The sequence below is a fragment of the Clostridium manihotivorum genome, from assembly GCF_004015185.1.
Lineage (GTDB): Bacteria > Bacillota > Clostridia > Clostridiales > Clostridiaceae > Clostridium_AR > Clostridium_AR manihotivorum.
The window spans coordinates 148,367-162,936 of record NZ_CP025746.1; the positions used below are offsets into that span (position 1 = coordinate 148,367).

General features: G+C 30.4%; 18 protein-coding genes. 10 read left to right on the plus strand and 8 right to left on the minus strand.

Features of this window, described 5'->3' with window-relative positions; all coding sequences use genetic code 11:
* Positions 1-83 precede the first annotated feature (83 nt).
* From C1I91_RS28495 to C1I91_RS00705, 8 genes are all read right to left on the minus strand, one after another.
* Positions 84-332, minus strand: a complete 249-nt coding sequence (locus tag C1I91_RS28495; protein WP_205694264.1) for a hypothetical protein — start codon at positions 330-332, stop codon at positions 84-86.
* Positions 333-428: 96 nt separating this feature from the next.
* Positions 429-1,274 (minus strand): ROK family protein, encoded by an 846-nt coding sequence (locus C1I91_RS00675; RefSeq protein WP_128210765.1) that lies wholly within the window; start codon positions 1,272-1,274, stop codon positions 429-431.
* 291 nt (positions 1,275-1,565) lie between these two features.
* A complete protein-coding gene (locus tag C1I91_RS00680) occupies positions 1,566-2,957 on the minus strand; it encodes a glycoside hydrolase family 1 protein (RefSeq protein ID WP_128210766.1) in 1,392 nt (463 codons plus the stop codon).
* Positions 2,958-3,366: 409 nt separating this feature from the next.
* The gene (locus tag C1I91_RS00685) at positions 3,367-4,128 is read right to left on the minus strand and encodes a sialate O-acetylesterase (protein ID WP_164880398.1); all 762 of its coding nucleotides are present in this window, start codon (positions 4,126-4,128) and stop codon (positions 3,367-3,369) included.
* 12 nt (positions 4,129-4,140) lie between these two features.
* Positions 4,141-4,881, minus strand: a complete 741-nt coding sequence (locus tag C1I91_RS00690; RefSeq protein WP_128210768.1) for a hypothetical protein — start codon at positions 4,879-4,881, stop codon at positions 4,141-4,143.
* Positions 4,882-5,369: 488 nt separating this feature from the next.
* The gene (locus C1I91_RS00695) at positions 5,370-6,227 is read right to left on the minus strand and encodes a phage major capsid protein (RefSeq protein WP_128210769.1); all 858 of its coding nucleotides are present in this window, start codon (positions 6,225-6,227) and stop codon (positions 5,370-5,372) included.
* A 4-nt stretch (positions 6,228-6,231) separates the two neighbouring features.
* Positions 6,232-6,810 (minus strand): DUF4355 domain-containing protein, encoded by a 579-nt coding sequence (locus C1I91_RS00700; RefSeq protein WP_128210770.1) that lies wholly within the window; start codon positions 6,808-6,810, stop codon positions 6,232-6,234.
* A 957-nt stretch (positions 6,811-7,767) separates the two neighbouring features.
* Positions 7,768-8,274: a helix-turn-helix domain-containing protein gene (locus C1I91_RS00705; protein ID WP_164880399.1), complete on the minus strand. Its 507-nt coding sequence runs from the start codon at positions 8,272-8,274 to the stop codon at positions 7,768-7,770.
* A gap of 140 nt (positions 8,275-8,414) precedes the next feature.
* Between C1I91_RS00705 and C1I91_RS00710 the strand changes: the two genes are divergently transcribed.
* From C1I91_RS00710 to C1I91_RS00755, 10 genes are all read left to right on the plus strand, one after another.
* Positions 8,415-8,615: a helix-turn-helix transcriptional regulator gene (locus tag C1I91_RS00710; RefSeq protein ID WP_128210772.1), complete on the plus strand. Its 201-nt coding sequence runs from the start codon at positions 8,415-8,417 to the stop codon at positions 8,613-8,615.
* A 113-nt stretch (positions 8,616-8,728) separates the two neighbouring features.
* Positions 8,729-8,989 carry a hypothetical protein gene (locus tag C1I91_RS00715; protein ID WP_128210773.1) on the plus strand — a complete coding sequence of 87 codons (261 nt, stop codon included), beginning with the start codon at positions 8,729-8,731 and terminating at the stop codon, positions 8,987-8,989.
* The gene (locus tag C1I91_RS00720; protein WP_128210774.1) at positions 8,989-9,393 is read left to right on the plus strand and encodes a DUF5348 domain-containing protein; all 405 of its coding nucleotides are present in this window, start codon (positions 8,989-8,991) and stop codon (positions 9,391-9,393) included. The genes C1I91_RS00715 and C1I91_RS00720 overlap by 1 nt, the downstream gene beginning before the upstream one ends.
* A 43-nt stretch (positions 9,394-9,436) precedes the next feature.
* Complete coding sequence (locus C1I91_RS00725) at positions 9,437-9,730, plus strand: DNA-binding protein (RefSeq protein WP_128210775.1); 294 nt, start codon at positions 9,437-9,439, stop codon at positions 9,728-9,730.
* 129 nt (positions 9,731-9,859) lie between these two features.
* On the plus strand, positions 9,860-12,088 hold the full coding sequence (locus C1I91_RS00730; RefSeq protein ID WP_238475903.1) for a phage/plasmid primase, P4 family: 2,229 nt from the start codon (positions 9,860-9,862) through the stop codon (positions 12,086-12,088).
* A 13-nt stretch (positions 12,089-12,101) separates the two neighbouring features.
* Positions 12,102-12,509 (plus strand): hypothetical protein, encoded by a 408-nt coding sequence (locus tag C1I91_RS00735; protein WP_128210776.1) that lies wholly within the window; start codon positions 12,102-12,104, stop codon positions 12,507-12,509.
* The gene (locus C1I91_RS00740; protein ID WP_128210777.1) at positions 12,494-12,730 is read left to right on the plus strand and encodes a hypothetical protein; all 237 of its coding nucleotides are present in this window, start codon (positions 12,494-12,496) and stop codon (positions 12,728-12,730) included. Before C1I91_RS00735 ends, C1I91_RS00740 begins: the two co-directional genes overlap by 16 nt.
* Positions 12,731-12,919: a hypothetical protein gene (locus C1I91_RS00745; protein WP_128210778.1), complete on the plus strand. Its 189-nt coding sequence runs from the start codon at positions 12,731-12,733 to the stop codon at positions 12,917-12,919.
* A 34-nt stretch (positions 12,920-12,953) separates the two neighbouring features.
* Complete coding sequence (locus C1I91_RS00750; protein WP_128210779.1) at positions 12,954-13,361, plus strand: hypothetical protein; 408 nt, start codon at positions 12,954-12,956, stop codon at positions 13,359-13,361.
* Between the two features lies 1 nt (position 13,362).
* A complete protein-coding gene (locus C1I91_RS00755) occupies positions 13,363-14,529 on the plus strand; it encodes a site-specific integrase (RefSeq protein WP_128210780.1) in 1,167 nt (388 codons plus the stop codon).
* Positions 14,530-14,570 lie beyond the last annotated feature (41 nt).

A 14,570-nucleotide genomic window follows, 5' to 3' on the forward strand; every position in this document is an offset into this window, starting at 1 on the left:
CTCTTTTAGAAAGTTATTAATTGTATCATAATGTGGTATTTCTTCTAAAGAATCATATCCTAATGACGTCGCAATATTTTCTATTACGGCGTCATTATTAAAATCTTTGTCATTTTGTTCATGCTTACTATGCCTGAAACATTTTTCATTATTACCGTAAATAGTATTATTTCTGGTGTATAAGTAACATAATTCTGATTTCTTTTGTCTTTTACAATTGCTAATTTTTTATTTAGATCTTTAAAAAAGTGGTTTTTAATTTTCGAAAATTCTCCGAAATAATTTATTTCATTCTCTTTTTTTCTCTTTTGTTTTCTTGTCATTTTATCCATATTTCATCCCCGCAAACGTAGTAAATTAGGCACTTTCCCTTATTATATTATACCATATTTTATTACATTTTTGGGTGTTTTTAACTCGAAATATATTTACTCCTTAATGCTGTACTTACATTTTCTTATAGTAGGTCTAACCTTAGCAATACTAACAGTCTTCATAAGTTCGTCCATAGCTGCCTCTATATTTTGAAGAAGATCTTCTCTTACGCTTATTCCTCCACCTATAATTATAACTTCAGGATCATACACATATTGAATATTATATATGCCAATAGCTATATTCCTATAGAATTTCTTTATCTCTTGTAAAGCTACTTCATCTCCAGATTGTGCAAGCTTAAATACTTGCTCACCATCAACAGAGCCTTCGCTAATTCCTTTTATTCTTGCATAGCTATTTGCCATATGAACAGGTGTTGCCACCGTGCTTAAAGTTGTATAATCCTCTGATACAATCATGTAACCAAATTCTCCACCATGAAGATTGGCACCTTTATGTATTCTCTTGTTCTTTATTACAGCTCCTCCAACACCAGACCCTAATATTACAAATAGCACATCCTTGTTATCTCTTGCTGCTCCAATCCAAACCTCTGCCAAAGCTGCACAGTTAGCATCATTATCCATTCTTATGTTACTTAATCCTGTAGCTTCTTTTATCTTTTTCTTAATATCAAATCCATGTATACAAGGTACTGCACTAGCTCCGCCTATAACTCCAGAAACATCATCAACTGCTCCAGGACAGCTCATAGCAATCCCTTCAAATTCATATTTATCTTTATAACTATTTTTAACTTCTGCTATTCCAGAAATCAGTGCATCAATATTATAATTTGGAGTTTTAAACTTGCCCTTTTCATATATATTACCAGCTCTATCTAAAACGCCATACTTTATAGACGTTCCACCTATGTCAAAGGTTAATATATGCATTATTTTCACCTACTCTATAAAAATAATTTAAAATAAACTTTTCACACCAATCAATATCATTTAATTTTCTATCATTATTATTTGTAAGACATACTTATACATATAAATAATTCTACTGATATACAAATACTTCTTTGATATTAGTCCCAAAAGAGGTCAACCTTTGGGACTACTTAACATTATGGGATTAATGTATGTTAAATTAGTTTTAAGCTTTCTATAAATATACTAATATACTTCCAAATCACTGCTATTTAGTTCTCTATTAATGAGATATATTTAAATATCTAATTAAAAACCATTATTCTCAGCTACGTCTTTGAACCAATAGCCTGACTTCTTTATAGTCTTTATTTGAGTTGCTAGATCTAAAGATATGAATCCATATCTATTTCTATATGCGTTCATCCATGACCAGCAATCTATTGGTGTCCATAAATGATATCCAAAACAATTGGAACCTTCTTCTATACCTTTATGAAGAAACTCTAGATGCTCTGTTACAAAGTCAATTCTATAATCATCTACAATCATTCCATTTTCATCTTTGAATTTTTCTTCACCATAAACACCCATACCATTTTCAGACACATACCATGGAATATTACCATAATTATCTCTTATATTTATAGCTATATCATACATAGCTTCAGGATATATTTCCCAATTCTTATGTGGATTCACTCTTCTTCCTGGCATCTCATAATACTCATAGTACTTGTCTGGAAGCCAGCCAGTTTTTGACTCATCTAATTCATGTTCTCTAACCTTAACTCTTAACGGTTGGTAGAAGTTTACACCAAGAAAATCAACCTTATTATTTCTTATAAGCTCCATTTCTTCTGAACTTGACTGCCAAAGCACTCCATCTTTTTCAAAGACTTCTGCTAACCCCTCTGGGAAATGTCCTAAAACCGCTGGGTCTAAGAACATTCTGTTATGGAACTTATTTGCAAAATCTGATGCAGCCAAATCCTCTTCTGAATCAGATCTTGGGTATGCAGGGGTAAGGTTCAATACTATTCCTATTCTTCCACCCTTGTTATTTTCATTCTTTTTAAATTCTTCTATAGCCTTCGCTGATGCAAGGTTTAGATTGTAAGAAACTTGTACAGCTTTCTTACCATCTACTATATTAGGATAGTGGAACTGATTCAAGTATTCACCTTGCACTATTACTATTGGCTCATTAAAAGTTGTCCAATGTTTAACTCTATCACCAAATAGGTCAAAGCAAACCTTAGCATACTTAGCAAATAGATCAACAACATGTTTTGATTCCCATCCACCATACTTTTCATAAAGCTCTACAGGAAGATCGAAATGATGAAGATTCATAACCGGTATCATACCATTAGATATACATTCATCAATTACTTCGTTATAGAATCTAACTGCATCTGCTTCAACCTCCGCTGTTTCAAAGTCTTTTATAAGACGTGTCCATTGAATTGAAGTTCTAAAAGAGTTAAATCCTATTGACTTCATCATCTTAAAATCTTCACGGAAGCTATTATAAAAATTTGAAGCTACATTAGGCCCTACTCTATCAAAAAATGCATCTGGTTCTGTATCATACCAATAATCGAATACACTTCTGTGCTTCTTATTAAATCTACCTTCTGATTGAGGGCCAGATGTAGCAGCGCCCCACCAGAAGTTCTCTGGAAACTTATGTTTCAAATTATATCCCCCATCTCTATTATTTTTCTAAACTATAATCTTTTAATTAAACATTTAATACTTTTGTATACGTTTCACATTTTTATTATATAAATATATTAATTAAATGTCTATACTTTTATTTAAAAAATATATTATATTCTAAAGTATATTTCATATTATTTAGTTAGTATCCTTATAAGATTCGGCAATTTACTAGCTTTATGATTTAACTTAAGTACTTTTAGGCATATACTTTTCAAGTACATATCTTCAAATTTAAGTTCTTCAAATACACTTCCACATCTTAATATAAGAACTCTTATGAATAACATACTCTTATAAAACCTAAAATATAGGGGAGAATTGCGTTATTATTCAAACAACACAATTCTCCCCCTATTAATCAGTAAGATGTATACTTCTATTGCTAGTATTCGCTAAGTGTATTAAAAGGAGCTGCTGGTAGTCCCTTTGAATTAAATAGATTAATCTCTACAAAGTTTTTCCACCCATAGGCAACTCCTATAGGATTGTCTATCTTATCATTATAAACTACAACCTTATCTTCAACTATCTCAGCTTTTGCAGCAACCCACACTCTATCTTCCCCACAAATTTCAAACCCCTTCAGTTTTTCATCATACTTTACAACTAGATCCCCAGCTTCAACATGATCAAAACTTATTTCTATCTTGTTGTCCTTGATATTATAAGATTTATATATAGGAGAGTATCCATTTATGTTTTCCTTATATACATCCTGTCTTGCTACTAAGGACAACCTTTCACCTACCGGCTTTTTATTCTTAGGATGAACATCTTCTTTTTCTCCACAATCCACTGTTACTACTATAGAAGTATTTTTTACATTTTTATAAGTATATAGCTGAGCATCTCTTAAAATCTGCCAAGTATCAACCTTTTCTTCATTAAACATAGGTAATTGGACAAACGCAAAAGGAAGCTCAGGATTTTCTAAATCCTCTCTCCAGCTTCTTATTAATGAACTAAAAAGCTTCTTATATAAGTTTGCGTGTGAAGAATCCTGTTCCCCTTGATACCAGATGACACCTCTTGCTGTAAATGGAGTTATCTTTCTAAACTTTGTATAGTAAAGCCCACTAGGTCTTAGATATGACTTTCTACCAAACGGAGGCTCCCAAGGAGCAAAGCCTATATCAGCCTGCAACTGCTGAATAGATCATTCAGGATAATCTTTCATATACTGTTGCTCTTTTAATGCATAATCCTCTTGAGCTTTATGAAACTCATGGATTAATTTTTCCTCTTCTTCCTCTGTAAGATTATCTATAACCCTTTTGTAGGGATCTAGGTATGCTTCAGATAATTCTTTATCTTCAATTAGATACTTTTCATTCATCCAGCAAGAGGCAGAAGTTCCCCCTTTATTACAATTGATTATACCTATTGGAACTTTTAAGTCAGCATATAAGTTCTTAGCGAAGTAATAAGCAACTGCTGAATAATATCTTGATGTATCTGGTGAAGATATACTCCAGCCATTATCAACAATTCCCTCAGGAATTATACATTTTTCATCTTCATAAGTTATATCCGGTACATTGTAATACCTTATATCTGAACAATTAGAATTAGTAATTTCTTCTTCTGCACCTATAGAGTCCTTCAAGTTGAACTCCATATTTGATTGCCCCCCAGCAATCCAAACTTCACCTACCAGAATATTTTTTAGTATAATTTCATGATCCTTTGATAAAACACTAAGTTCATAAGGCCCGCCTGTTTCAAGCTTATTAAAAATTAATCTAAACCTTCCGCCTTCAGTTATGGCCTTTACTTCTTGTCCACATAGTTTACCGAAAACCACTTCATTCTCATCAGCCTCACCCCAAATAACAACCTCAGAATTCCTCTGAAGGACCATATTGTCAGAAAAAATTGGAGCTAATTTTAATTTCAATACCATCACCTCTTACTTACTAACATGATTACCTTTACAAAAATATGATAGCATAACGTTTAACTAAAGTATATACTTATTGCAAAGTAATATATCTTAATAAAAAAAATCAGGAATACGGCATTATTACTATAAATTCTTAACAAGTTTACTTGTTTTAAAGTTTTATTTATAACTTTTTATATTTATATAAAGTTACGTATTTATTGTAGAGTTTAACCCTGTGGCTACTTAAATTAAGCTCTAACTTTGGCTTTATACTAAGATTTAAAGTAAGCAAAAATGGCTTAACCCTTAAAGTTAAGCCATTCTTTTACCATACATGGTATCCCCAGTAGGAATTAAAATATGAATTTATGAAGCTTGTCCTACTAATTAAAAACCCACTTTAAAGCCTTATTCCTAAAGGCTTTGAGTGGGTTTTGTTTTAATCATAAAATTTAATTTTCAAATCTGTTTAGCGACTTATTGTCGCCATGTTGTCGCCACTAAACTTTAGGCTTTATTACTGAAAAAGCTTCATCTCTTAGTACTTGCGATGCAACTCTCATAGTAACTCTTAACCCCATAAGGTCTTCTTGTCCTAAATTAATACTTGTACCATCTTCTAATGTTAGTGTACTTTCTCTAAGTACCTCATATTGAATATCTTGTAATATACCAAGCCTTAGATAATTAAAATCTCCAGTAATTAAAGGTGTCTTTGTACTATCAAAATGTGTTGTGTATTCAACTGGTGTGGAATAGATATTACTTACATCATTAACCAATTGAGTTCCCATAGTTGTTTTAAGATTTCTTAATTTTGTCTTTGTTTTTGGCGCTTGAATAAGTACAGTTGGTGTAAATCCATACTCTTCTACTTTTCCTAAAGTGTTAGATATGTCTGTCATTATATCATCTGTTTCGCTTACACCATTTGTTGTACCTATAGATAATAATGTCTTTGGAAATGGATTTGAAGTATCTCCAGTTAATATAGTTCTATCAATTACACTATAAAAACTTTCTGCGATAGCATCTCTAAGATCTTCGAACAAACTTATTACTGGATCTGAAAGAGCTTCTCTTGATGCAGTCATTATTATTGCTATTTTTTTAGCTTCTAATGTTACTGGAACTATTGAAGGTTTCCCAACCTTTATTTTTTCGCCTTCACCAACCCATGTAGCTCCTGGAACATTTATAACAACTGGTATCGTCTTTTTAGGTGTTGTCATAGGTTCAACTTTTGCATACTTCATACAAATTGATCCTTGCATTATTTGTTGTACTATCTCATTACTTATTTCAGTGGGTATAACCCCATCTAATTGTTGACTTAAAATTAAATCTGTATCTGCCATATATTTATCTTACTCCCTTTACTATACGCTCAAAGTCACTTATTTCTTTTCTACCGCTAATAGAAGAGCCTCCACCTGGAATATAAGAACCAAGTTTCATTCTATTTTCAACTTCTCCATTAACATATTGAACCATTAACCCTTTAAACGCTTCTATATTATTCATAGTTTCTTCTACATCTTTGCCCGCTAAATATTTAACCATTTCAACAGGTATATTTGATTTAACCAATAACTCTTGATATTGCATTTTTAATTCTAGCTGCCGCTTTTCTTCATTTGATTTTTCAAGAGCTTTATTCATTTCTTCAAGTTTTATTTCTGCTTCTGACTTTTGAGGATACCTTTTATCGATTTCCTCATTAATCAAATTTTCTAAGTTGTTAGTCTTCCACGACTCAATACTTTTATCAAGCCTTTTGCTAACAGTTTTATCTACAACGCTATCATAATAGCCTTTAATATCTAGATTATTTGTAATTGCATTTTGAAATTGTTCTAAGGTTATTTCACCAACTGAATTAGTTTCCGTTGACTTTCCCTCTCCTTCAATTTCTAAATTTTGATCTTGTAAATTTTCCATCTTTTGTTTACTCCCTTCACCATAGACTTATTACACCTATGACTTTTTAAAAATATTATAAAAATTGTGGAACTGGCCGACCGTGGTTTTACCTATTTCTAGATTAGAAGACACCCCTCACTTATGTATATTTATACTATATATTCTGTATATTATACATTTATATTCTATATAGGAATACCACTTCCGAATAACATTGGCTTAAACACTAGGTTAGTGTATATCCATGTAATTTTAGGCGACAATACAAGCGACAACGCGACTTGCAAGACTATTAATATACATTTATTATTCATTGTTGATTATCAGCCATATCACGCCTATATTATAGCACAAACCCAGTAATATAGCCACACTACACACTTTTTGCACTTTTTCGCATAGGTGTCGCCACCTGTCAAGGTCAGACTGTTAGCAATGTGAATAAATATTCTTAACAGTTTAATAGTTTAGTTACAGTTAGGCAAACTATCCTAAGTAAGAAAACATGAGCTTTTACATGAAATCTAGGGATAGTTTAATAGTTTCATAGATGAAAACTATATATTTAATATTTTTAATGTGGTATATAGGTATATTTCTACCTTTTATACCTATATACTTGTATATATTTTTTTTACTAATTTAAAAACTATCCCAACTATTACTGACTATCCCTAATATAGATGTATCAATACTTTAAACATAGGGATAGTTTAAAGATAACTCTCCTCAAACTATCCCTAAAATAAATAAATCAAGTGCTTATTATATAAAAGAAAAATCTACCTAGTAGAAAACTTTATAAATACATAGCTAATCACTTGGTAGAAAATTATATATTCAAAAATTTATATGACACCTTGACACTTTGTCTTATATTTGTCGAAAAATATTTTTTGATTATTACTGCGAAAAGTTCCGCAATGGTGGAAATAAAAAAATCCCTTACTTTAGTAAAGGATCATAAATTAGCTTCTATTTATTTCTTGATTTAATTTCAGTAGTTTTTATTTTAAGCATATCATACATAAATCTAAATAGCTCATCTTGTTCAAAGCTAGAAAAGTCATTAAATTTATATCCAATATCTTTTTCAACAAGCTTATTAGATGCAAATTTATCAAAGTCATCTAATATAGTATGCAATTCTTCTTTTATTCGTTTCTCCTTCTGTATTAATGATGGCTTCTTATGAAGTTTATCCAATGCATTTATAATTCCTTCGTCAGAATTATTAGCAATCTCCACTTCTGAATCAACAAATTTATTTTGAATGTCAGACCCAATATCATCACCAATTATATCTGCCATTGGTATATCAAATTTTTCTGATATTTCATTTAATACATTTATTGGTGGTACTATATCGCCACTTTCATATCTTCTCACAGTTATTTCTTTTTTATTTATTTTTTCAGCAAATTGTCTTTGAGTTAATTTATTATCTTTTCGTATCTTTTTTATATTATCTGAAATACTCACCATTATTCACCTCAGCATTATAATATCACAACCGTCATTAAAAATATATATTTTTGAATAATATTATTGACATAGTCATTTATAATGACTATAATCAAAATATCAACAGTTACTTTAAATGACGGTGAGGTGAAATTAATATGGGAATTAATTTAAAAATTGCTCGAATCAAAAAGGGCATTAAACAAATTGACCTAGCAAAAGAAATTCATGTTTCCCCAGCAACTTTAATTAAGTGGGAAAAAGGCATTGAATTTGACAACATTAGACTTGGACAGATGAAGGCAATTGCAGCTGCTCTTAGCTCAACTGTAGAAGAACTTTTCTTATCTGAAAATTAGTAAAGTGCTAATATGCAAAAATCATATCTATTAAATTCTAAAATAGACACTGCAGAGCAATGACAAAAATAAATCGCAATGATTTACAACAATAATTCAATGGAGTGATAAATATGAGCTACTCAAGGGAAGAAATGTTGAGAAACAATTATGAAACAGATAATGATTACATACTGGACGTATTGAAAGAAGCTGACGATAAAATTTTTTCTGATATGTATGGAATGATTCCAGAAGGAAATCTCTTAGATTTATTCAGAAAATGGCTTTCAATTAGAAATAAAATTGAAGATATATATATTGAACAAGCCTATTCTAACGGCTTTAATGCAGGTGCAGAATTAGCAAGAGTACAAAAAAGGAGGGGTCAATAATGATTGATTCAGAATATATGAGAGCTTTTAATTTAGTAGAAAGTACTTCAAAAACTCTTAATAAGATTTATACCCAGGTGAAAAATAATAGTTTTGAAGATATAAAAGCTTGTGAAGCTATGGAAAAGTTAATTCAAGACATTGATATCTTTATGTGGAAGGTAAATCATTATTCAAAAAGTGCTAAGGAAGGTGTCTTAAAGCTAGGTAGTAATGATAGATATAGCATAAATGAAATTGAACTAACTTGCGGCTATCCTTTAGAAGTTTATAACGCCGAATATGATCAGTGGGAAGCTGGTTGCGTAGAGCATAGTAATAATTTTGATGGATACTACTTTCAAAATAATGATGGAAATAGCTTTGCATTAAGTAACGGTATGTATTGTAGAGTAAGAAAGTAATAAATTTAATAAAAATAGTAGTTAAGAATAGGGGGATTTATCTGTGATGAAAGAAGAGCTTTTAGAGCTTATACAAGCGAGTCAAGAAACTGGAGTAACAGTTGAACAATTAAGAAAGGACATTGCTAGAGGACTGCTGAGGGGCAAAAAGATAGGACGTAAATTCTTAGTAGCAAGAAAAGACTTAAATTCATATTTAGGCCTAGAAAATAACAATGAAGTACTTGAACTTCAACTGGAAAATGAGAAATTAAGAAATAAGATTAAAGGATACGAAATGCAATTTGAAACCTTTAAAGGTCTATTAAAAACACTTGCTAATATTGCAGATGCTTAGTGAAGGAAGGTGTAAAGATGAATTTTATTATACTAAAAAATTATGTAGAGCTATGTCAAAAGTTAAATAAACAACCGTCATTTAATGGACTAAAACACTTTAGACTAGCCTTTAAGTAGGTGATTATATTTGAGTATAAACATAAGAGAAATAGTTTCGTCTCATGAATTATTACCACTAGTTCCTCTAACTGGATATAGCAAAACTCCATTTTGTCAATGGAGCAAAGAAGAAACTTGGATAAAAGATATTGATGGTTGTAATATAAAAAAATTCTCATGGATCAATAAAGAAGGAAATCAGAAGCAAGGTCAAGTTACTGGATTTTCACTTTTATTAGGTAAAAAAAGTAATATAACTGTCATTGATTTAGATATAGGCCATTCTGATACTGTTAACGGAGTTGAAAGTTTTAAAGAACTCATCAAAGACTTACCAAAAGAGGATATTGAAATAATTAATTCAACTTTTATAATTCAAAGCCCTAGAGGTGGTTATCATTTATATTTTAAGTATGTTGAGGGAATAAAAGGTATTACAGATTATTTTAAGGGTGTTGGTAAACCTGGTATTGATGTAAGGACCGATGGCAACTTAGTTCCTATTCCAGGCACTAAAATTCAACTTAACGGTCAAGGTAAAGCCTTAATTTATTCAATAAAAAATAATTCCGAAATTAAACCTATGCCTCAAAGTCTTATTACCCTATTCAAACAGCATCAAGATAAGCCAGTAAAAAAAGCAAGCAATACAACAAAGATTTCCAACTCAAAATATTATAAAGTAGTTAATGAAGGAGAAGGAAGGGATAACACTTTACTGTCATGGTTAGGGTCACAAATTAAAAATAATCCTAATATGAGAAAAAAAGAGAATCTAATTCCATATGCTTTTATGTATAATCAATGTTACTTAAATCCACCATTAGAAACTGATATAGTTATTCAGAAAGTTGATAGTGTACTTAAGTATGCATTACCTCCTTATTGTGATGAAAAAGGAAATGTTGACACTTGGTTATTAGTTCAATATGTAATGGAGAATAACCCCTGTTATGTTAAAGGAAATCTATGGTTCATTTACAATAAGCAAAAAGGGTGTTATGACTTTTTAGAAACTGAAAAAGTTCAAAAATTATTTTTTCAATATGCAATAAATAGTAAAGATAAAACAGTAAATCATTCATTAGAATTTGCTAAAAAAATCATGCTTACAAGTGAAGATGCACGAGAAACATTTGCTGAAAAAGATTATATTAATTGTTTAAATGGTGTAATTGATATAAAAAAAGACTCACTACTACCACACGATCCAAAATACAAGTTATCAGTACAATTTAAAGCTAATTTAATAGAACATGACTTTAAAACAAAATTTAATAATTCTCATTTCAAAAGTTTTTTAGAAGGTATTTTAGATACTGAAAGTATTATAACCCTTCAAGAGTCATGGGGACTTATGCTATCACCACATGGAAAGGAAGTTCAGAATTGCTTTATTTATAAAGGGGAAGGCTCAAATGGAAAAGGAGCTCTGGAAGAAATACAGGAAGCTCTACTAGACGAAAAATATATTTGCAGTATAGGTTTAGGTGACTTTAATGGTGATTATGACATATCAAGTGCAGAAGGAAAACACGTTAATATAGTCCGCGATGATGAAACAGAAGGGAAAATGAACAGTAAGATATTTAAATCAATGGTGTGCTCTGAACCAGTAAAGGTAAATCGTAAGTTTGCCAATATAGTTAGAATGAGGTTTAATATAACTCATTTTTTTGGACTTAATCGTATGCCATATACCTCTGATAAATCTAAAGGCTTTTTCCGCAGACCTATAATAATACCTTTTAATCAATCTTTTGGGAACGAAGAAGAAGTAAGAAAAGGTATAGCAAATAAATTAAAAGATCCTCTCATATCAGATAAGATAATAAGAAATGAAATTGACATTGTTTTTACTTGGGCTTATGAGGGGTTAAAAAGGCTTAAAAAAAATAATTGGACTGTAACGGTAAGTAATGCGGCTAAACAAGAACTCGAGAATTTTAAAGAAGAAGTTGATAGTGTCTATGCCTTTTATAAAAACTGTATTTCTCAAAGCAAAGGAAATCTTATAAATGCAACAGTACTCTATAACAGCTATAATGCTTTTTGCATTAAACAAAAAATAGTACCAGTAAGCCAGACTAACTTTGGCAGACAAATAAAAGGCTATGGTGTAAAAAAAGACAATGCAAATGGCAATAAGGTATACTATTTTGATATTTCTTTTAAAACTGAAAATACTGTTCAAGAAATACTACCAAAAGAGCCTGTATATAATGGCGTAAAAGCTTGCAATGAAGTAAAAATTTAGAGGAGCAAAAACAATGGCTAAATATATAAAATACAAAATAATAGAAGATAACTATAATACAAATTCACATTTTATCTATTGTGAGAATTCAAACATACCCTATATAACTATCAAAAGGCTAACCAAAAGATATTCCTATGTTGAAGTTGACATGGTTGCATTTAGGCCAAATCAAAAACTTATAAAAAAAATAATGTGTATATTAAACGATCATCACTCTATATATAAGGTACTTTCTGCACTAAAAATAATAAACAATCATGAATCCTTAGTTACTTCACTTGGAAGTGAAGTTTATGGGTTTAAAATCAAAAGACAATATGATGAACAATTTGCCTCAATATTATTTGACTTATATTATGAAGCACTGGAAAAAGCAAAAGAAACATTAATGGAGGAATTAGAATGTATACAACAATAAAAAACTTAACAGACCAGCTAAATGGATTTACTCAAGAAGTAGAGCAAGTAGTAGCCGAAATAATAGAAAAAGGCTATAGCAAAAATCAAGCAATAGAAATAGTAAGAATAGGTGTTGAAGACATTAAAGTCGAAGTAATGCACCAAAGTAATCACTTAAAAGAATCTCAAAATGAATTACTAAATGATATTATTTCTATTTTACAGGGAGAGATTAATTAAATGAATAGAGACAATTTAAGAAAAGTTGAAGTATTTAATAATAAAGATCAAGTAGAATGTATCGCTTATTTCCATGAGTTTTATAAAGATACTCATTGGAATGGACAAAGTACCCCTTGTGCACTTCTAGAGCTAGAAAATGGTGAAATGCTTATGGTGTCACTAGGTAAAATTAGATTTATAAGTTAGTAGAATGCTTATAAATCTTAACCAGGAGGAATTTATGAATATAATTGATGAATACAGGTTTAATAAAGCTAGATGTGAAATTCTTAAATTAGATATAAAAACTTATGAAAATGATTATGTCAATTTAGGAGATACAAAAGAACGTTTGGATACCTTAGAACGGCTAAACAGTGCCTATAAAGCTACACTAGATTTTATATCAGCATTTGAAAGTGCTTATGATCTGTTAACTGATGATGAAAAGTATTATATAGTTGAACATTATTACAATGAGAAACCACAAAAAGATATAGCACTTTATTACTTAAGCAATCCCGAAAAGATATTAAATATATCTCCATACAAAACACTAAGTGACAAAACATTAAATCTAATAACTATAATTAGATACTTAACTAACTTTAATAAAAGTATTATGAAAAAATTAGAGAGGATCAAATAAAATGGCTTATTTCAAAAATAAAGGAACAAAAAACAAACCTAATTGGATAGTTGAAGGTAGTTTCGGAACTGGCAAAGATGGAAAAAGATTAAGAATAAAAAAAACTGGCTTCAGAACTCAGAAAGAAGCAGAAGCATACTTTAATGAATATGCTAACAGTGTAAATAAAGGAACCATTAAGGTTGAAGCAAAAAATATTGTTTTTAGCGATTTTATAAATCAATGGTTTGATGAGCATAAAAGCAGAACTCTAAGTATTAATACCAGGACCAATTATAAATCTAGGATAGAAACACATATACTTCCTTACTTAGGCCGATATAAGCTAACTGAAATTGACACAATGATAGTCCAAAACTTTTATAATCATCTTGTAGATGAAGGCTTAAAGCCATCGTCAGTAAAGAAAATTATAGAAATAATAAATAATTGCTTTAAGTATGCAATTAAAATGAGGCTGATAGCTATATCTCCTACAGATATTGAAAAATTGCCAGTAACAAAGCCTAGTATTGAATACTGGAGCAAAGAACAGGTCGATTTCTTTTTAAATCAGATAGAAGGAACATCTTTGTATACCCCAATATTTATAGATATACTTACAGGATTAAGAATTGCTGAATTATGTGGTCTTAGATGGCGTAATATCAACTTAGAAAAAGGAGAAATTGAAGTAAGTGGCCAAATTGTATTTGATAGAATTAATAAGGTGTTAATACCTACAGACATTCTAAAGACCGATACAAGCTACAGAATAATAACTATACCTAGAATATTGGTTGAGCACCTAAGAGCCATTAAAGACGAATATACACCTAAAGAAAGTGATTTTGTTATTCAAAATAGATATGGTTTAATCTATAACCCCCGTAACCTATCAATGAACTTTACACGTGCAGTGTCTCATTACAAGGAATCTATTGAAGATATTACAAAGAGAAAAGGACAAGCTCCTATTAATTATATGCAACTTCCACAAATAACCTTTCATGGATTAAGACATACTCACGCTACATTATTACTTCTAAATAATGAAAACATAAAAGTCATCTCTGAAAGGCTAGGACATAAGGACATAGCTACAACATTAAACACCTATACCCATATCATGAAAGAATTTAAAGAAAGAACTGCTTCACTTTTAGATGAAATGTTTAAGAAGCCTTAAAGAAGTATTGTGTCGCTTAAATTGTCGCATTTCTAAAATCA